Origin of the sequence: Terrabacter sp. Soil810, assembly GCF_001429645.1 — a bacterium.
Classification (GTDB): Bacteria; Actinomycetota; Actinomycetes; order Actinomycetales; family Dermatophilaceae; genus Terrabacter.
Map to the genome: position 1 here is coordinate 280,202 of NZ_LMSW01000011.1, position 16,331 is coordinate 296,532.

A 16,331-nucleotide genomic window follows, 5' to 3' on the forward strand; every position below is an offset into this window, starting at 1 on the left:
GGCGCCACCGTCGGCGCCGCCGTCGTGGCTGCTCGTGTCGGCTCCGCCGTCAGCAGGGCCCTCGGTGNAGCGCCACCGTCGGCGCCGCCGTCGTGGCTGGTCGTGTCGGCTCCGCCGTCAGCGGGCCCCTCGGTCGTCGGGTCGTCGCTCACGGGGTCCAGCGGGCTGTCGCTCATCGCTTCTCCTCCACAGGGTGTGCCGCGGCGCCGGACGACGCCGTCGACGTGCACCTACCCACTGGGCGCGCTCCGGGCACGTCGCGGCCCCACCTTCAGGTCAGGTGGTCGAGGTCCCCACGCGTCCACGCCGCGTGACGGTCCGCCGCCCGACGCAGCACGGCCTTGGCGTCCGACGGCACGACGGCACCGAAGTTGTTGTAGAGCCGGTCGAAGTGCAGTCCCTCGAGCTGACCCGCGATGCGCTGGACGACGTTGCCCGACAAGGGGATCCGGTTCGGGTAGCTGCGCATGAAGCTCACCGACCGGCGGTCGGGGTTGGGGAAGACCGCATCTCCCGCGAGCAGCACGCCGCGCCCGTCGGCGCCCGCCTTCCACTCGACGACCGCCTGGCCGCGGAAGTGCCCACCGACCCGGTGCAGGGTGAGCCCCGCGGCGATCTCCCGCTGTTCGTCGTAGAGCTCGACGAGCGGGTCGTGGCGCCGCACCCACTCGGCGTCGGGGGCGGCCACGAGCACCGGCACGTCGCCGAGGGCGTGGGCCCACTCCGTCTGCACGCCGTACATGTGCGGATGGCTGGCGGCCACGGCGAGCGTCGGGCCGAGGGAGCGCACGAGCTCGACGGTCACCTCGTCGATGTAGCCGACGCAGTCGAAGAGGAGCACGCCCTCGGCCACCCGCAGGACCATGGTCTGCTGCCCGATCCCGACCTCGGGCTCGGCACGCAGGCCCCAGAGGTCGGTCTCGACCTCGTCGACGGTGATCCGGGTCCCGGCCTCCCGAAGCTGCTGCACGGTGGTCCATCGCTGCCCTTGCTCGGGCACCCACTGTCGCTCGTCCTCGCAGACGGCACACGCGCCCGGCGGCTCGGGCAGGTCGTCGGTCTCGACGGCGCAGGTCGCACAGATCCAGATCACGCGCCAAGCCTGCCCCTCCGCGGCGGGCCGCACCAGCGGGTTTGCGGGAGGATGCAGGGGTGATCCTGCACGTGCGCGCCGCCGTCGAGCAGCTGTATGCCGTCCCGCCCGCTCGGTTCACCCCGTTGCGTTCCGAGCTGGTGGCCGAGGCGAGGTCGGCGGGCGAGAAGGACCTCGCCGCCTCGGTCGGTGCCCTGCGCAAGCCGACCCTCGCCGCCTGGGCGGTCAACCACTTCGTCCGCGAGCACGCCGACGAGCTGGAGGAGCTCCGGTCGTTCGCCGAGCTGCTCCGTGAGGCGCAGCGCAGCCTCGACGCCGACCAGCTGCGCCTGCTCGGCCGCGAGCGGGCCACGCGCGTCGACGCTCTCGCCGATCGCATCGCCCAGGTCGCGGCGCAGGACGGTCCGGGACTCGGCGCGGGCGCGGCCCAGGAGGTGCGCGAGACGCTGACGGCGCTCATCGCCGATGAGGACGCCGAGGCCTCGGTCCTCACGGGCGCGCTCGTCAAGTCACTCAGCTACTCCGGCTTCGGTTCGGTCGACGTGGCCGATGTCGTCGCCATCGCGGACCTCGACGCGGACGACGACGACGCCGCGGCCGGTCGCCCCTCGCTCTCGGTGCTGCCCGGGGGTGCCGGAGGCGGCGACCCGGTCGACCTCGAGGAGCGGCGACGGAGCCGGCGGACCGCGGAGCGCGCCCGCCTCCAGTCGACGCTCGAGACCGCGCGGGCCGACCTGCGGGCCGCGGATCGGCAGGTCGCGGTCCTCACGGCCCGTCAGGAGGAGGTCGTCGAGGGCATCGCCGACCTCGAGCGGCGGCTCGCGACGGCGAGGGCCCGGCTCGAGAAGGTCACGGGCGAGCTCGACGACGCGACCGGCATACGCAGTCAGCGTGAGCAGGAGGAGGCCGCGGCCCAGCAGGGGCTCGACGCGCACGACGCGCACGACGGGGCGTGACGTCCGTCGCGGCCAGGACGGCCGGCGACGTGGCTACTTCTTGCCCTCCGAGGCGTGGTCGCGGGAGAACCAGTGCCGCAGGGTCGCACGCAGGCCGGTCGGCTGGGGCTCGGCCGCGGGCGTCGGCGGCTCGGCGGCCTTCGCCCGAGCCCGGGGCAGCGCGGGGAGCCGGGCCGTGAACGACGCGTGCTGGTGTTCGGCGTGCTGCCGCTCCCCGGGCTGGGGAGCGGCAAGCTGCGGCAGCAGCTCGTACTTGCGCGAGTAGATGTCGAAGAGGGCGAGCATCAGCGCGGCCACGGGCACCGCCACGAAGGCTCCGGCGACGCCGAAGAGCGCCGCACCGAACATGACGGCAGCGAAGGACACCGCGGGATGCACGTCGACCGCGTCCGCCGAGATGCGGGGCTCGATGGTGACGTTCTCGATCTGCTGGTAGACGAGGGCGAAGCCGAGCAGCGCCACCCCCTGCCACGGCTCCGGGCCGACGAGGCCGACGAACACCGGCAGCGCGATCGCGATGTAGGTCCCGATGGTCGGCACGAACTGCGCCACGAGGCCGGTCCAGATGCCGAGGGCCAGCCAGTAGTCCATGCCGATGATGAGCATGAACAGGCTGGACAGGCCGCCGCAGATCGCGGCGAGCACGAGCCGGGCCGACACGTAGCCGCCGGTCTTGATGACCGCGAGGTCCCACGCCACCCCGATGACCTCCTGCTGGCGCGGCGGGGCGAGCTGAGCGACCCAGCGACGCAGACGCAGGCTGTCGGCCGAGAAGTAGAAGGTGAAGAAGAAGAAGGTGATGGACGAGAAGAAGGCACCGAGCACGGCGGCGACGGCACCGATGAGGCCGCCGGCGACGCTGCCGGCCAGACTGCCCAGACCGCCGACGTCGCTCGTGAACTGGGCCAGGAACGCGTCGGGGCTGAGCTCGGAGCCGAAGGTCTCGTTGGCCCACGTCGTCGCCTTCTGGACGAGCGCCGGGATCGAGGCGACGAAGGTGGCGAGCTGGTCGGCCAGCAGGTTGCCGAACGCGAGCATGAAGACGATGCAGAAGACGAGCACGCCGAGCATGACGATCATCGTCGCCATCCCGCGTCGCATCCGGCGCGAGAGCCGCGCGACGGCCGGCTCCATGGCGATCGAGGCGAGCATGGCCATGATGAGGGTGAAGATGACCGAGCCGCCGTCGTCGATGACGAACTTGCCCAGGGCGGCGATCGCGACGATGGCGACCGCGAGCCAGCCCGCGCGCCACACGCTGCGCCGGTCGAAGCGCACCTGGACGTCGACCAGGCGGGTGTCCACGTCACTCCCGACGCCCGGTTCGGTGCGCGCCGCAGCGCCCGCCGGGGTGCCCGGTGGTTCGACATCGGAGCCGAGCCGCCCGGTCGACGGTTCGGCGGTAGGACCGGTGTCCGGCTGACCATCGATGGGGCCGCTCATGCCCGCATCCTTCCAGTAGCGACGCCCAGAGTGCGTGAACTGCTCGATTTCGTATCCGCGCCGCCGACCGTGTAGTCTCGCCGTCGCACAACAGGTCGACCTGAAGGCGTTCTCGCAGCGGTTTCTCGGTGTCGGCCGTGCCCCAATAGCTCAGTCGGCAGAGCGTTTCCATGGTAAGGAAAAGGTCTAGGGTTCGATTCCCTATTGGGGCTCTGGTCGGTCGGGCTCCGGTCCCCGTCGCAGCAGCGGCGGGCCGGGGGACGACAGCCCATGGCGGGGTAGCTCAGCTGGTTAGAGCGCACGACTCATAATCGTGAGGTCGCGGGATCGAGCCCCGCTCCCGCTACCACTTCCGCGCGCACCGGTTCGATTTCTCGAATCATCGGGGTGTCGCGTAACCTTGGACGTCGCGCCTGCGTGTCACCCCGGGATGCCGCCCGGAACGCGTGACGCGCCGCGCGACACCCGTCGCAAGACGACCGAACACCCAAGTACGTTTCCGAAAGAGCAGGTTGCCGTGGCCAGCAAGAGCAGCGACGTCCGTCCGAAGATCACGATGGCGTGTGTGGACTGCAAGGACCGCAACTACATCACCAAGAAGAACCGTCGGAACAACCCCGACCGCCTCGCGATGAACAAGTTCTGCCCGAAGTGCGGCAAGCACACGGAGCACCGCGAGACCCGCTGACCCCAGCGCACCCATCGACCGCTCCCTCGGCCACCCGGCCGGGGGAGCGTCGTCGTTCCCGGACGCCCACCGGTCGGCGCGGGCGCGGGTCGGCGGCGGTGGATAGGCTGCCCCGTATGCCGGTGAACGCAGACTTCCAGGGCCGGGTGTACCCGCCCACCGAGACCTATCGGGTCAGTGCCGCCAAGATCCGTGAGTTCGCCGAGGCGGTCGGTTCGGCCGACCCGGTGCACGTCGACGCCGACGTGGCGCGGGCCCGTGGCTACGCCGACGTCATCGCGCCGCCGACGTTCGCCGTGCTCATCGCCCAGCAGTGCGACGGGCAGCTGATCCGCGACCCCGAGGCCGGCATCGACTTCTCCCGCGTCGTGCACGGTGAGCAGCGCTTCGTCCACCACCGGCCTCTGACGGCCGGCGACGCCGTCGTCGGCACGCTCCACGTCGACACCGTGCGCGAGGCCGGCGGACACGCCATGGTGACCACCCGCACCGAGCTCGCCACCGAGGCGGGCGAGTCCGTGTGCACCGCCACGTCGACCATCGTCATCCGAGGAGCCGAGTGATGAGCGCCCAGCCGAGCACCCCGACCGCCACGCCGGTGCGGTCCTTCTCCGACGTCGCGGTCGGTGACGCGCTGCCGTCGATGACCGTCCACGTCGACCGCGCCCGCCTCGTGCAGTACGCCGGCGCCTCCCTCGACCGCAACCGCATCCACTGGGACGAGCCGTTCGCCAAGGCGGTCGGGCTGCCCGACGTCATCGCCCACGGCATGTTCACGATGGGCTCGGCCGTCACGCTGGTCACCGACTGGGCCGGCGACGCCGGCCGCGTCGTCGAGTACGGCGTGCGTTTCACCCGCCCCGTCGTCGTGCCCTACGACACCGGCGCCGACATCGAGGTCGCCGGCGTCGTCAAGTCCGCCGACCCCGAGACCAAGCGGGTCACCGTCGAGCTGACCGCTACGGCCGCCGGCGAGAAGGTCCTCGGCCGCGCGCTGGCCGTCGCCGTCCTCGACTGAGCGGGCCGGACCACCGCGTGCACGAGCAACACGACGTCCCCCTGTCGACCCTCACGACCATGAGGGTCGGTGGCCCGGCGTCCCGCGTCGTCACCGCCGAGACCACCGACGAGCTCGTCGACGCGGTCCGTGAGGTCGACGACGCCGACGAGCCGCTGCTCGTCGTCTCGGGCGGCTCCAACCTCCTCGTGTCCGACGACGGCTTCGAGGGCACGGTCGTGCGCATCGCCACCTCGGGCATCACGCCCGAGTCCGCCGACTACTGCGGCGGCGCGGTCGTGCGCGTGGCCGCGGGCGAGGTCTGGGACGACGTCGTGGCGCACGCCGTCGCGCAGGGCTGGGCCGGCGTCGAGGGCCTGAGCGGCATACCTGGGCTCACGGGTGCTACGCCCATCCAGAACGTCGGCGCCTACGGCCAGGACGTCTCGCAGACCGTGGCCCAGGTGCGCACGTGGGACCGCCAGGAGCAGGCCGTGCGCACCTTCATGAACGCCGACTGCGCGTTCACCTACCGCCACTCGCGCTTCAAGGGGCACTCGCGCTACGTCGTGCTCGACGTGGTGTTCCAGTTCGAGGTCGCCGACCTCAGCCGCCCGGTGGCGTATGCCGCCCTGGCGAAGGGCCTCGGCGTCGAGCTCGGCACGCGCGTGCCCCTCTCGGACGCCCGCGAGGCCGTCCTCGAGCAGCGTCGGGCCCGCGGGATGGTGCTCGACGACGCCGACCCCGACACGTGGTCGTGCGGGTCGTTCTTCACCAACCCCATCCTGAGCCGGCACGAGTTCGACGACCTCGTCGAGCGCGTGGGGGAGCGGCTCGGGNGGCTCATCGACCATGCCGGCTTCGCCAAGGGCTTCGGTCTGCCCGCACCGGCCGCGCTGTCCACGAAGCACACCCTGGCCGTCACCAACCGGGGCGGAGCCACGACCGCCGACGTCCTCGCCCTCGCCCGCCAGGTGCGCGACGGGGTGCACGACGCCTTCGGTGTCACCCTCGTCAACGAGCCGGTCATCGTCGGCGATCGGCTCTGAGGCTCGTCCCCCGATCCCGAGCTGCACGACGAAGGCCCCGGTTCCGTTGGGAACCGGGGCCTTTCGCGTGACGCGGAGCGCTGCCGCTACTTCGTCAGGACGACGGAGAAGGTCTTGGCCGGGATGTTCTTGTCCGTCGTGCTGACGGCGTAGGCCGGCCGGTTGAAGGCCAGGCGCAGAGTGCTCGTGGTGCCCTTGTCGACCTTGAAGAAGACCCAGCCGCGGTCGCGGTCGTCGCGCTTCGTCGTCAGCAGCGGGTCGGCCTTGTAGGCCTTGCCGAACTCGGCCGTCGGCGCGACGTTCTGCTTGGGGCTCGCCGCGACGAGCGTCAGCATCTTCGGGTCGAGCGAGGCGGAGTAGCGCGATCCGGCGGCGAACTCGACCTTGACGCCGACGATCTCGAAGGCCTCGGCCCCGACGGGCTGGTTCTTCGGGAAGGGCAGGTTGCGCGAGACGCGCAGCGCCGTGATCGTGTGGCCGAGCTGGGGGTCCTTGATGACGGCCTTGATGGTGCGCGTCGAGTACTTCGCCGGCGCTGCCGACGTCGGAGCGGCGGTCGTGGTCGGCGCTGTGGTCGTGGACGCCGTCGAGCTGCTCGTCGCGGCCGGCGTCGTGCCGGCCGGGGCCGTCGGGTCGGCGGTCACGGGCGACTCCCCGCTGCACGCCGCGAGCGCGACGACGGGGGCGACGAGGCCGACCACGGCGAGTCGTCGCAGACGGGCGCCGGAAGCGGTCGATGGGCGGGCGTGGGCGGGGGCAGAAGTCTTCATCTCCCGCCCAGCATGACCGGGCGCACCGATCCTGAGCAAACCCGGTGGGGCGGCGCCGCGAGCGCGGACGTGCTGGGTCCGGCCCGTTATGCCCGGTTACGACCCGGTCCTGCGTGTGGTCGGTGTCACGCCGTGCCGGCGAGCCAGGTGTCGACGTCGGCGAGCGCGGCCTTGCGGAGCCGGTCCGGCATCCGGCTGCCCTCCAGCGAGCCGCGAGCCAGCCGGGCGAGGCCGGCGTCGTCGAAGCCGAGGTCGCGGGCCGCGGTGTACTGCGCAGCCAGACGGGACCCGAAGAGGAGGGGGTCGTCCGCGCCGAGCGCGACGGGGATGCCGGCCTCGACGATCCGGTGCAGCGGCACGTCCCTGGGATCGGCGTACACGCCGAGCGCGACGTTGCTGCCCGGGCACACCTCGAGCGTCACGCCCGCCTCGGCGACGGCGTCGAGCACCTGGGGGTCCTCGACGCTGCGCACGCCGTGCCCGATGCGGTCGGGGTCGAGGTGCTCGAGCGTCTCCATGACCGACTGCGCACCGAGGAGCTCCCCGCCGTGCGGCACGAGGGCGAGGCCGGCTCGACGGGCGATGGCGAAGGCCGGCGCGAAGTCGGCGACGGCCCCGCGTCGCTCGTCGTTGGACAGGCCGAAGCCGACGACGTCGCCGGCCTCCTCGCCCGCGTGGTGGGCCGCGAGGCGGGCGAGGGTGCGGGCCTCCAGCGGGTGGCGCATGCGGCTCGCCGCGACGACGACACCCACGCCGATCTCGCCGTCCGCCGAGACCGCGCGGGCCTCGTCGAGCACGATCTCGAGAGCGGGCGTGATGCCGCCGACGAAAGGCGCGTACGACGTGGGGTCCACCTGGATCTCGAGCCAGCGCGACCCCTCGGCGGCGTCGTCGGCCGCAGCCTCGCGCACGATCCGGCGCATGTCCTCCTCACCGCGCACGCACGACCGGGCGGCGTCGTAGAGGCGCTGGAAGCGGAACCAGCCACGCTCGTCCGTGGCCCGGGCGAGCCGCGGGGGCCAGCCCGTCACGAGCGCGTCCGGGAGGCGGATGCCGTGTCGGGCGGCGAGGTCCCGCACCGTGTCGATGCGCATCGAGCCGGTGAAGTGCAGGTGCAGGTGCGCCTTGGGCAGGTCCTGCACCGCACGCGTCATGCGGGTCAGTGTGTCATCCGGTCCCGGGCGGCGCAGAGAGGCCACGGCGCGGCTGGTGCCGGGGCCGTGGCCTCTCTGCGGGTCGGCCGGACTCAGTCCTCGTCGGGCTCGTCGGCGATCTCGTCGACGACGTGCATGGCGGCCTCCTCGGCCGACGCCCCGGCGCCGTCGACGCCCACGTCGCTGGCCCAGGCCTGCTTCTCGTCATCCTCGTGCGCGCCCTCGTCGTCGGCCACGAGCCGCCCGGCGCGGGCGTCGCCCACCTCGTGGTCGCCGAGCCAGTCGTCCTCGGCGTCGATGGAGTCGGGGTCGTCGCCGCCGACGCGGTCACCGTCGAGGCCGCTCTCGTTGTCGGGGGCCCCGTAGGCGGAGTTCGGGTCGGGGACCTCCTGCCGGATGCGCTCGTCGATCGTCTCGTCGATGGACTCCTCGTAGGCCGTCGTGCCGTGGGCCGTGACGCCCTGGGGCCGGTCGTTGGGGGAGTAGCCGCGGTCGAGCACGTCCTCGAGGTCGCCGTCGTCGAGGGTGTCCTCGGGCTGGAGCTGGTCCTCGTCGTCGACGCTGTAGGTCGTCAGGTCGTCGTCGATGGTCTCGTTGGGATCCAGGTCGCTCATCGCGAGGCTCCTTCGGTGGCGGTGGTCGTGGTGGTTCCTGCCGACGGCGTCGCGCCGTCGCCCGCTGCCCCTACCCCAGAGGCGCGGTCCCGCGTCAGCTTCTCGGCGGCGGCGAGCGCGACGCACGTCGCGACGCCGGCCATGGCCGTGAGCACCTCGTCGAGCACCGGGAAGGTCGGCGCGAGGCGGATGTTGCGGTCGCGCGGGTCGTTGCCGAGGGGGAAGGACGCGCCCGCCGGCGTCAGCGCGATGCCGGCCTCCTTGGCGAGGGCCACCACCCGGGACGCGGTGCCGTCGAGCACGTCGAGGTTGACGAAGTAGCCACCGGTCGGGTGGCTCCACTCGGCGACCTCGAGCCCGGCGAGCCCGGACGTCAGGGCGTCGTCGACGGCCGCGAACTTCGGCGCGATGATCGCGCGGTGCTTGCGCATGTGCGCCCGCACCCCGTCGGCGTCGCGGAAGAACTCGACGTGGCGCAGGTGGTTGACCTTGTCGGGCCCGATCGAGCCCATCGCCAGGTGCGAGAGGTACCACGTGACGTTGGCCTGGCTCGCGGCGAGCACGGCGGCGCCGGCGCCCGCGAAGGTGATCTTCGAGGTCGAGGCGAACATGATGGGCCGGTTCGGGTGCCCGGAGGCGGCGGCGAGGCTGAGGATGTCGGCGCTCTTGGCCTCGTCCTCGGTGAGGTGGTGGAAGGCGTACGCGTTGTCCCAGAAGATCGTGAAGTCGGGTGCCGCGGTCGGCATCGCGGCGAGGCGCGCGGCCTTCTCCTGCGACACGATCGCGCCGGAGGGGTTGGCGTAGGTCGGCACGATCCAGATGCCCTTGATGCTCGGGTCGTCCTTGACGAGAGCCTCGACCGCGGCCACGTCGGGCCCGTCGTCGTGCATCTCGACCGTGACCATCTCGATGCCGAACTCCGCGAGCATGGAGAAGTGGCGGTCGTAGCCGGGCACGGGGCAGATGAAGGTGACCTGCTCCTCCTGGCTCCACGGCCGGGGTGACTCGACGCCGCCGAAGAGCAGGAAGTCGACGATGGTCGTGTGCATCATCGTCAGGCTCGAGTTGCCGCCGGCGACGACCTGGCTCGGCTCGACCCAGAGCAGCTCGGCGAAGAGCTCGCGCAGCTCGGCCAGGCCCTCGAGCCCGCCGTAGTTGCGCACGTCGACGCCCGCGCGGTCCTTCGTCGTCGTCGGCAGGTGCAGCAGGTCGTCCGAGAGGTCGAGCTGCGCGGCGGACGGCTTGCCCCGCGTCAGGTCGAGCTTGAGACCGCGGGACTGCAGGGCCTCGTAGGCCGACCGCTGCTCGGCGAGGAAGCCGGCCAGGTCGTCGTCGGACAGGGACGCGAGGGGGGTGCGCGGGTTCGTCACGTCTCGATCCTGCCACTGCGCCCCTCCGCCCGGGCGCCCGAGTCCGTATGCCGGGTCGAACCGTCCCGCCACGGGCTCGGCACGTGTCCGCCGGGTTGCCCAGCGAGCTGCCCGGCGGGTGGCCCGCTATCGTCCGGAGGGCGCCCACCGAGGGCTCGTCGAGGGGGTTTCGGGCCGGTTCGCGTTGGGGCGCACCGTCCCGTATGATCGTCCCTCGGACGGCTTCGCTGGCCATGCTGACGCATGCCGTCCCGCCGTGGACACCCAACGTCCCCGGCGAAGGGCAATAGCTCAATTGGTAGAGCTCTGGTCTCCAAAACCAGCGGTTGGGGGTTCGAGTCCCTCTTGCCCTGCGCATCCCAGTGATGTGGTCGTCGTGCAAGGCGGCACGCGGCTTCTGCCCTGACGTGGAACCCCACGGTCCGGGTGTGGCGCCCGCGGGCCGACACCCAGGCAGAAAGAAGGAATTGTGACGGAGACGAGCGCCAAGCGCGGGTCCGGCCGTGCCGACAAGGCTCGTGGCGGCAACCCCGTGTCGCGTCTCTTCGGCGCGATCAGCCTCTTCGTGCGCCAGATCCTCGACGAGCTGCGCAAGGTCGTGCGGCCGACGGGTCCCGAGCTCGTGCGCTACACGACCGTCGTGGTCGTGTTCGTCGTGATCATGATGGCCCTGGTGTCAACGCTCGACTTCGGTCTGAGCCGCCTGGTCTCCTGGGTCTTCACGGGTTCGGCGACCTGAGGCACGAGCCCACGGGCACCATCGCGGGATGTCACCGCCAGCCGTCACCGGCTGGTCCACGAGCAAGGAAGTAGGTCAGAGCGTGTCCGAGCAGTTCGCCCACGAGGGCGCCCCGAACGGCGAGAGCACCGAGAGCGACGTCGTCGACCCCGCGGTCGAGACCGACGAGCTCACGGCGTCCGACGTCGAGTCGGGTGCTGAGGACGACGCCACCGACTCCGACAGCGACACGGTCTCCGTCGACGAGTCCGAGCCCGCCCTGTCCGCCGAGGACGACGAGTCCGCCGAGGACGACGAGTCCGCCGACGACACCGACGAGTCCGATGACGACGCCGAGCCTGCGGTCCAGGGCAGTGGCGACCCGGTCGCCGACTTCAAGGCCGACCTGCGCACGCGCTTCGGCGACTGGTACGTCATCCACTCCTACGCCGGTTACGAGAACCGTGTGAAGGCGAACCTCGAGACGCGTATCCAGACCCTCAACATGGAGGACTTCATCTTCGAGATCGAGGTCCCCATGGAGGAGGTCACCGAGATCAAGAACGGCCAGAAGAAGCAGGTCCGTCGCGTCCGGATGCCCGGCTACGTCCTCGTCCGCATGGACCTCACCGACGAGAGCTGGGGCGCCGTGCGCCACACGCCGGGCGTCACCGGCTTCGTCGGCAACGCGCACCAGCCGGTGCCGCTGTCGATCGACGAGGTCTTCACGATGCTCGCCCCGAACTTCGAGGCCGCTGCGGCCGCCGACGGCTCGGGCGCCGCGTCGAGCTCCGGCGCTCCCAAGGACGTGCGTGTCGTCGACTTCGAGGTCGGCGAGTCCGTCACCGTCATGGAGGGGCCCTTCGAGACCCTTCCCGCCACGATCTCCGAGATCAACCCCGACACCCAGAAGCTCAAGGTGCTCGTCTCCATCTTCGGCCGGGAGACCCCGGTCGAGCTCTCCTTCGCCCAGGTCGCCAAGATCTGATCGAGGGTCGTACGACCTCGTGCGGCTGACCGCACGAGGACATGCAACCGGGTCATCGCCCAAGGCGTCGGCCCAGCAACACAGAAGGTAGGCATCCATGCCCCCCAAGAAGAAGGTCTCCGGCTTCATCAAGCTGCAGATCCAGGCCGGTCAGGCCACGCCCGCCCCGCCCGTCGGCCCCGCCCTCGGTCAGCACGGCGTCAACATCATGGAGTTCGTCAAGGCGTACAACGCCGCGACGGAGTCCCAGCGCGGCAACGTCATCCCGGTCGAGATCACGGTCTACGAGGACCGCTCGTTCACCTTCGTGACCAAGACCCCGCCGGCCGCCGAGCTCATCAAGAAGGCCGCCGGCGTCGCCAAGGGTTCCGGCGAGCCGCACAAGACGAAGGTCGCCAAGCTCTCGCGCGAGCAGGTCCTCGAGATCGCCCGCCAGAAGATGGAAGACCTCAACGCCCACGACGAGGAGATGGCGGCGCGCATCATCGCCGGCACCGCTCGCTCGATGGGCATCGACACCGAGCTCTGAGCTCGACGTCACCCCGGCCGCACGGCATACGGACCGTATGCCGTCGGCCACGTGGGAGGGCCAGCGCTGGCCCGCACCACGACTCCACCACCACGCAAGGAGCAGTTCCATGAAGCGCAGCAAGAACTACCGCGCAGCCGCCGAGCTCATCACGCCCGGCAAGGTCTACGCCCCCCTCGAGGCCGTCCGCGTCGCCAAGCAGACCGCCAAGGCCAAGTACGACGAGACCGTCGAGGTCGCCATGCGCCTCGGCGTCGACCCGCGCAAGGCCGACCAGGCCGTCCGCGGCACGGTCAACCTGCCGCACGGCACGGGCAAGACCGCCCGCGTCCTCGTCTTCGCCAACGGCGACAAGGCCGAGGCCGCCCGTGAGGCCGGCGCCGACCACGTCGGCTCCGACGACCTGCTCGAGAAGGTCCAGGGTGGCTGGCTCGACTTCGACGCCGTCGTCGCGACCCCTGACCTCATGGGCAAGGTCGGTCGTCTCGGCAAGGTCCTCGGTCCGCGTGGCCTCATGCCGAACCCGAAGACCGGCACCGTGACGATGGACGTCGCCAAGGCCGTCACCGACATCAAGGGCGGCAAGATCGAGTTCCGCGTCGACAAGCACGCGAACCTCCACTTCATCATCGGCAAGGCGTCCTTCGACGAGACGAAGCTCGTCGAGAACTACGCCGCTGCCCTCGAGGAGATCCTGCGTCTGAAGCCGGCCAGCTCCAAGGGCCGCTACATCGAGAAGGCCACCGTCTCCACGACGATGGGCCCGGGCATCCCGCTCGACTTCTCCAAGACGCGCAACCTCCTCGCCGAGGAGGAGCAGGCCTGATCGCCTGACCCAGCAGTCGAGGAGCCCGTCACCCCACCCGGGGTGGCGGGCTCTCGTCGTTCGCGCCCGTCCCACTCGAGTGGCCTCGTGGTCACACCCGTCCGGCTCCCGGGATCGGTGGGGTGCTCGGCGCGATCTGAGGTGTTTGCGCGGGTACGGTCGAACGATGAGTCGTCACAGCGCACGCACCACGACACGTTCCCGATGGGTCCTCGGCGCTCTCGTCGTCGGACTCCCTCTGTCCCTGTTGCCGGCCACGGCCGGCGCTCAGCCGGCTGCGGCCCCGACAGCCGCCACCGTCGACCGCGGGTGGCACGGCCAGCCCACCCCGCTGCCGAAGGTCCCGGTCATGACGGGCTCCGGTGGCGCGGTCAGCTCGGTCGACCGGGACGCCTCGCAGGTCGGCATCGACGTGCTGGCCCGGGGCGGCAACGCGGCGGACGCCGCGGTCGCGACCGCGGCTGCCCTCGGTGTCACCGAGCCCTACAGCGCCGGCATCGGCGGCGGTGGCTTCCTCGTCTACCGCGACGCCCGCACGGGCACGGTCTCCACGATCGACGGGCGCGAGACGGCGCCCGAGTCGTTCACGTCGACGTCGTTCGTCGACGAGACGACGGGCGCGGCCTACCCGTTCGCCACGGCCGTCAACTCGGGTCTGTCGGTGGGTGTCCCCGGCACGCCCGCCCTGTGGGACAAGGCCTTGCGCGACTACGGCACGTGGTCGCTCAACGAGGCGCTCAAGCCCGCCGAGAAGCTCGCGGCCCAGGGTTTCGTCGTCGACCAGACGTTCGCCGACCAGACCACGGCCAACGCGACGCGCTTCAAGACCTTCCCCGAGACGGCCCGGGTGTTCCTGCGCGACGGCGGGGCGCCTGCCGTCGGTTCCGTCTTCACCAACCCCGACATGGCCAAGGCCTATAGGACGCTGCGCACCCAGGGCGTCGCGGCGCTGTATGCCGGGTCGCTGGGTCAGGCGGTCGTCGCCGAGGCGAGCGCCCCGCACACCGACGGCACGAGCGTGTTGCCCGGCCAGATCAGGATGGACGACCTCCGCGCGTACCGGGCCCTGACGAAGGACCCGATCCACTCGCAGTACAAGGGCTACGACGTCTACGGCATGCCGGTCCCGAGCTCCGGCGGCATCGCCGTGGCCGAGATCCTCAACCTCATGGCGGCCTACGAGCAGCGCACCGGGGTCTCCACGGGTGACGTCGACCAGGTGCAGTACCTCCACCGGTTCTCCGACGCGTCGGCCACCGCGTTCGCCGACCGGAACCGCTACGTCGGTGACGTATCGAACGTGCCGGTGCAGGAGCTGACGAGCACCGGCTTCGCGGGTGAGCGCTCCTGCCTCTTCGACCCGACGCATGCGCTCACGCGACCGATTGCTCCGGGCGTCCCCGACGGGTCCTACGTCTCCACCTGCCCGACGGCGCTGGTCTCGTCGCAACCCAGCGAGGGCCAGTCGACGACGCACCTGACGGCGACCGACCGGTGGGGCAACGTCGCCTCCTACACGCTCACCATCGAGCAGACCGGTGGCTCGGGCATCACCGTCCCGGGCTACGGGTTCCTCCTCAACAACGAGCTGACGGACTTCAACTTCACGCCGACCCAGGGCAGTGCGCCCGACCCGAACCTGCCGGGGTCGGGCAAGCGGCCGCGCTCGTCGATGAGCCCGACGATCATCCTCGATGACGGCAAGCCGTTCCTCGCCGTCGGCTCGCCCGGTGGCGCGACGATCATCACGTCGGTCTCCCAGACGATCCTCGGCTACCTGGACCGCGACCTCTCGCTCGTCGACGCGGTCGCGGCGGCACGCCTCAGCTCGCGCAACGGGGCGGAGGGCGCCGAGCCGACCATCCTCGACGGCCCGACCGGCGCCGGCCTCCGGGCCCTCGGGCACAACCTCGTGTCGGCCGGCACGCCCAACGAGATCGGCGCGGTCACGGCGATCCGGAGCCTCGCGGACGGCCAGTTCGAGGCCGCGGCCGAGACGACCCGGCGTGGCGGTGGCTCGGCGATGGTGGTCGACCCCCGCTGACCGCGCGGCTGAGCGATCCGTAACCGTGAGGCCGGTCCCCGTCCGGGGCCGGCCTCACTCATGCCGTCAGGGTCAGGCCGGCCTGGGGGTCGGCCAGGGCCACGCCGTGCAGCCCTTGAGGCCGTAGGTCTGCTGCATCATGACCGGCGCCACCTTGCCCTTGCCGCCGCAGTAGGCGTGCGCGTGACCGATGCCGTGCCCGACCTCGTGGTTGACGAGGTAGGTGCGGTAGCCGGCGACGTCGCTGCCGTAGGCCTCGGCCCCCAGGACCCAGCGGCGCAGGTTGAGCACGACCCGACCCGAGTTGTGGCAGCTGACCTGGCCCCGCGTCTGCAGCGGCGCACACAGCCGGTCGGTCGTGTCGGGGCTCGCGAGCGTGATGCGCAGGTCGACGGCGGCGCCCTTGGCCGCGGCGGCGGGTGAGACGTCGACGAACCGGACGCCGTCCTTCGCCTGCCAGCCGCGCGGGTCGGTCAGGACGGCGCCAACGGTGGTCGCGAGGTCCTCGCCCCGGATGTCGAGGCCGCCCTCCAGCTCGACGGTGTAGCGGACCGTGCGGCCGCTCGCTGGGGCCGGGCGCAGGGCTGCGGCGGGCATCGCCACGACCGTGAAGGTGCCGGACCCCTTCTCGATGACCGCGCCCTTCTCGTCCTTGCCGTCGTCCTTGCCGTCGCCGGAGCCGGTGGCCGACGTGGCCCCGCCGACCTGCGAGTCGGTCGCGGCATCGGGTACCCGCTCGACCTGGTCGATCGTGACCGCCGGCGCCGTCCCGGCCGTCATCGCGACCCGAGAGGCGCGCGAGACCGCGCCCTCCGGGACCGGCTCGCCGGCCCCGGCGGACGTCACCACCCAGAGGTCGGCGGCGACGCAGAGCACGACGGCGAGACCCGCCCACGTCCGACGGCGGCGGATCGCCTGCCGTCGCGACGGGGTCGGACGGCGGACTGCGCTGCCACTCCCCATAGGTGCCACGCTAGGTCACGTACCCGTTGCGGTGGGGGATCGCGCGTCGGACCCGCCGACGGGTCCCGGGCTCGATTTGGTCCGCGACGGTCCAGCCCGTACTCTGGTCCACGACCAATGACCGCCGGT

17 protein-coding genes, 3 tRNA genes and 1 pseudogene are annotated in these 16,331 nt (G+C 71.6%); 14 read left to right on the plus strand and 7 right to left on the minus strand.

The window, feature by feature from the left end; genetic code table 11:
- Positions 1-271: 271 nt before the first annotated feature.
- Complete coding sequence (locus ASG96_RS07175) at positions 272-1,093, minus strand: hypothetical protein (RefSeq protein ID WP_057587561.1); 822 nt, start codon at positions 1,091-1,093, stop codon at positions 272-274.
- Positions 1,094-1,152: 59 nt separating this feature from the next.
- Between ASG96_RS07175 and ASG96_RS07180 the strand changes: the two genes are divergently transcribed.
- Entirely contained in the window at positions 1,153-2,049 is an 897-nt protein-coding gene (locus ASG96_RS07180) for a hypothetical protein (RefSeq protein ID WP_057587563.1), read from the plus strand.
- A 33-nt stretch (positions 2,050-2,082) separates the two neighbouring features.
- On the opposite strand, the gene ASG96_RS07185 is transcribed toward ASG96_RS07180, so the two are convergent.
- Entirely contained in the window at positions 2,083-3,492 is a 1,410-nt protein-coding gene (locus tag ASG96_RS07185) for an AI-2E family transporter (protein WP_056752685.1), read from the minus strand.
- 139 nt (positions 3,493-3,631) lie between these two features.
- On the opposite strand from ASG96_RS07185, the gene ASG96_RS07190 reads away from it, so the two are divergent.
- The 7 genes and pseudogenes from ASG96_RS07190 to ASG96_RS24130 form a co-directional block, all read left to right on the plus strand.
- A tRNA-Thr gene (locus ASG96_RS07190) sits at positions 3,632-3,704 on the plus strand.
- A 60-nt stretch (positions 3,705-3,764) separates the two neighbouring features.
- Positions 3,765-3,841, plus strand: a tRNA-Met gene (locus ASG96_RS07195).
- A 168-nt stretch (positions 3,842-4,009) separates the two neighbouring features.
- Complete coding sequence (gene rpmG / locus ASG96_RS07200) at positions 4,010-4,180, plus strand: 50S ribosomal protein L33 (protein ID WP_020143294.1); 171 nt, start codon at positions 4,010-4,012, stop codon at positions 4,178-4,180.
- Positions 4,181-4,296: 116 nt separating this feature from the next.
- Complete coding sequence (locus tag ASG96_RS07205; protein ID WP_057587565.1) at positions 4,297-4,743, plus strand: MaoC family dehydratase N-terminal domain-containing protein; 447 nt, start codon at positions 4,297-4,299, stop codon at positions 4,741-4,743.
- Positions 4,743-5,198: a MaoC/PaaZ C-terminal domain-containing protein gene (locus ASG96_RS07210; RefSeq protein WP_056752690.1), complete on the plus strand. Its 456-nt coding sequence runs from the start codon at positions 4,743-4,745 to the stop codon at positions 5,196-5,198. The genes ASG96_RS07205 and ASG96_RS07210 overlap by 1 nt, the downstream gene beginning before the upstream one ends.
- Positions 5,199-5,215: 17 nt before the next feature.
- On the plus strand, positions 5,216-6,016 hold an 801-nt coding region (locus tag ASG96_RS07215), incomplete at its 3' end, for a UDP-N-acetylmuramate dehydrogenase (protein WP_235509100.1).
- A gap of 1 nt (position 6,017) precedes the next feature.
- Positions 6,018-6,226, plus strand: a pseudogene (locus tag ASG96_RS24130) (UDP-N-acetylenolpyruvoylglucosamine reductase); the annotation flags it as partial.
- Between the two features lie 86 nt (positions 6,227-6,312).
- On the opposite strand, the gene ASG96_RS07220 reads toward ASG96_RS24130, so the two are convergent.
- The 4 genes from ASG96_RS07220 to ASG96_RS07235 form a co-directional block, all read right to left on the minus strand.
- Complete coding sequence (locus ASG96_RS07220) at positions 6,313-6,996, minus strand: hypothetical protein (protein WP_157610732.1); 684 nt, start codon at positions 6,994-6,996, stop codon at positions 6,313-6,315.
- A 125-nt stretch (positions 6,997-7,121) separates the two neighbouring features.
- Positions 7,122-8,150, minus strand: a complete 1,029-nt coding sequence (locus ASG96_RS07225; protein ID WP_056752699.1) for an adenosine deaminase — start codon at positions 8,148-8,150, stop codon at positions 7,122-7,124.
- A 92-nt stretch (positions 8,151-8,242) separates the two neighbouring features.
- Positions 8,243-8,764, minus strand: coding sequence for a DUF5709 domain-containing protein (locus ASG96_RS07230; RefSeq protein WP_056752702.1), 522 nt, complete (start codon positions 8,762-8,764; stop codon positions 8,243-8,245).
- Positions 8,761-10,134 carry an aminotransferase class I/II-fold pyridoxal phosphate-dependent enzyme gene (locus tag ASG96_RS07235; protein ID WP_057587571.1) on the minus strand — a complete coding sequence of 458 codons (1,374 nt, stop codon included), beginning with the start codon at positions 10,132-10,134 and terminating at the stop codon, positions 8,761-8,763. Before ASG96_RS07235 ends, ASG96_RS07230 begins: the two co-directional genes overlap by 4 nt.
- Before the next feature lie 280 nt (positions 10,135-10,414).
- On the opposite strand from ASG96_RS07235, the gene ASG96_RS07240 reads away from it, so the two are divergent.
- The 6 genes from ASG96_RS07240 (at position 10,415) to ggt (ending at position 15,239) form a co-directional block, all read left to right on the plus strand.
- Positions 10,415-10,487, plus strand: a tRNA-Trp gene (locus tag ASG96_RS07240).
- A gap of 116 nt (positions 10,488-10,603) precedes the next feature.
- Entirely contained in the window at positions 10,604-10,873 is a 270-nt protein-coding gene (gene secE, locus ASG96_RS07245) for a preprotein translocase subunit SecE (protein WP_056752708.1), read from the plus strand.
- Between the two features lie 28 nt (positions 10,874-10,901).
- Entirely contained in the window at positions 10,902-11,840 is a 939-nt protein-coding gene (nusG, locus tag ASG96_RS07250; protein WP_235509101.1) for a transcription termination/antitermination protein NusG, read from the plus strand.
- A gap of 97 nt (positions 11,841-11,937) precedes the next feature.
- The gene (gene rplK, locus ASG96_RS07255) at positions 11,938-12,369 is read left to right on the plus strand and encodes a 50S ribosomal protein L11 (protein WP_056752714.1); all 432 of its coding nucleotides are present in this window, start codon (positions 11,938-11,940) and stop codon (positions 12,367-12,369) included.
- A gap of 109 nt (positions 12,370-12,478) precedes the next feature.
- Entirely contained in the window at positions 12,479-13,195 is a 717-nt protein-coding gene (gene rplA / locus ASG96_RS07260; protein WP_056752717.1) for a 50S ribosomal protein L1, read from the plus strand.
- Between the two features lie 166 nt (positions 13,196-13,361).
- Positions 13,362-15,239: a gamma-glutamyltransferase gene (ggt, locus tag ASG96_RS07265; RefSeq protein WP_057587575.1), complete on the plus strand. Its 1,878-nt coding sequence runs from the start codon at positions 13,362-13,364 to the stop codon at positions 15,237-15,239.
- 72 nt (positions 15,240-15,311) lie between these two features.
- Here the strand turns inward: ggt and ASG96_RS07270 are convergent, their stop codons facing one another.
- Entirely contained in the window at positions 15,312-16,202 is an 891-nt protein-coding gene (locus ASG96_RS07270) for a DUF3152 domain-containing protein (protein ID WP_082591679.1), read from the minus strand.
- Between the last annotated feature and the right edge of the window lie 129 nt (positions 16,203-16,331).

What these genes read in the sequence shown, in the direction of transcription:
- ASG96_RS07185 (WP_056752685.1), bottom strand. Translation starts at nt 3,492, where the DNA reads ATGAGCGGCCCCATCGATGGTCAGCCGGACACCGGTCCTACCGCCGAA.
- ASG96_RS07205 (WP_057587565.1), top strand. Translation starts at nt 4,297, where the DNA reads ATGCCGGTGAACGCAGACTTCCAGGGCCGGGTGTACCCGCCCACCGAG.
- ASG96_RS07210 (WP_056752690.1), top strand. Translation starts at nt 4,743, where the DNA reads ATGAGCGCCCAGCCGAGCACCCCGACCGCCACGCCGGTGCGGTCCTTC.
- ASG96_RS07220 (WP_157610732.1), bottom strand. Translation starts at nt 6,996, where the DNA reads ATGAAGACTTCTGCCCCCGCCCACGCCCGCCCATCGACCGCTTCCGGC.
- ASG96_RS07225 (WP_056752699.1), bottom strand. Translation starts at nt 8,150, where the DNA reads ATGACGCGTGCGGTGCAGGACCTGCCCAAGGCGCACCTGCACCTGCAC.
- ASG96_RS07230 (WP_056752702.1), bottom strand. Translation starts at nt 8,764, where the DNA reads ATGAGCGACCTGGATCCCAACGAGACCATCGACGACGACCTGACGACC.
- nusG (WP_235509101.1), top strand. Translation starts at nt 10,902, where the DNA reads ATGTCACCGCCAGCCGTCACCGGCTGGTCCACGAGCAAGGAAGTAGGT.
- rplK (WP_056752714.1), top strand. Translation starts at nt 11,938, where the DNA reads ATGCCCCCCAAGAAGAAGGTCTCCGGCTTCATCAAGCTGCAGATCCAG.
- rplA (WP_056752717.1), top strand. Translation starts at nt 12,479, where the DNA reads ATGAAGCGCAGCAAGAACTACCGCGCAGCCGCCGAGCTCATCACGCCC.
- ggt (WP_057587575.1), top strand. Translation starts at nt 13,362, where the DNA reads ATGAGTCGTCACAGCGCACGCACCACGACACGTTCCCGATGGGTCCTC.
- ASG96_RS07270 (WP_082591679.1), bottom strand. Translation starts at nt 16,202, where the DNA reads ATGGGGAGTGGCAGCGCAGTCCGCCGTCCGACCCCGTCGCGACGGCAG.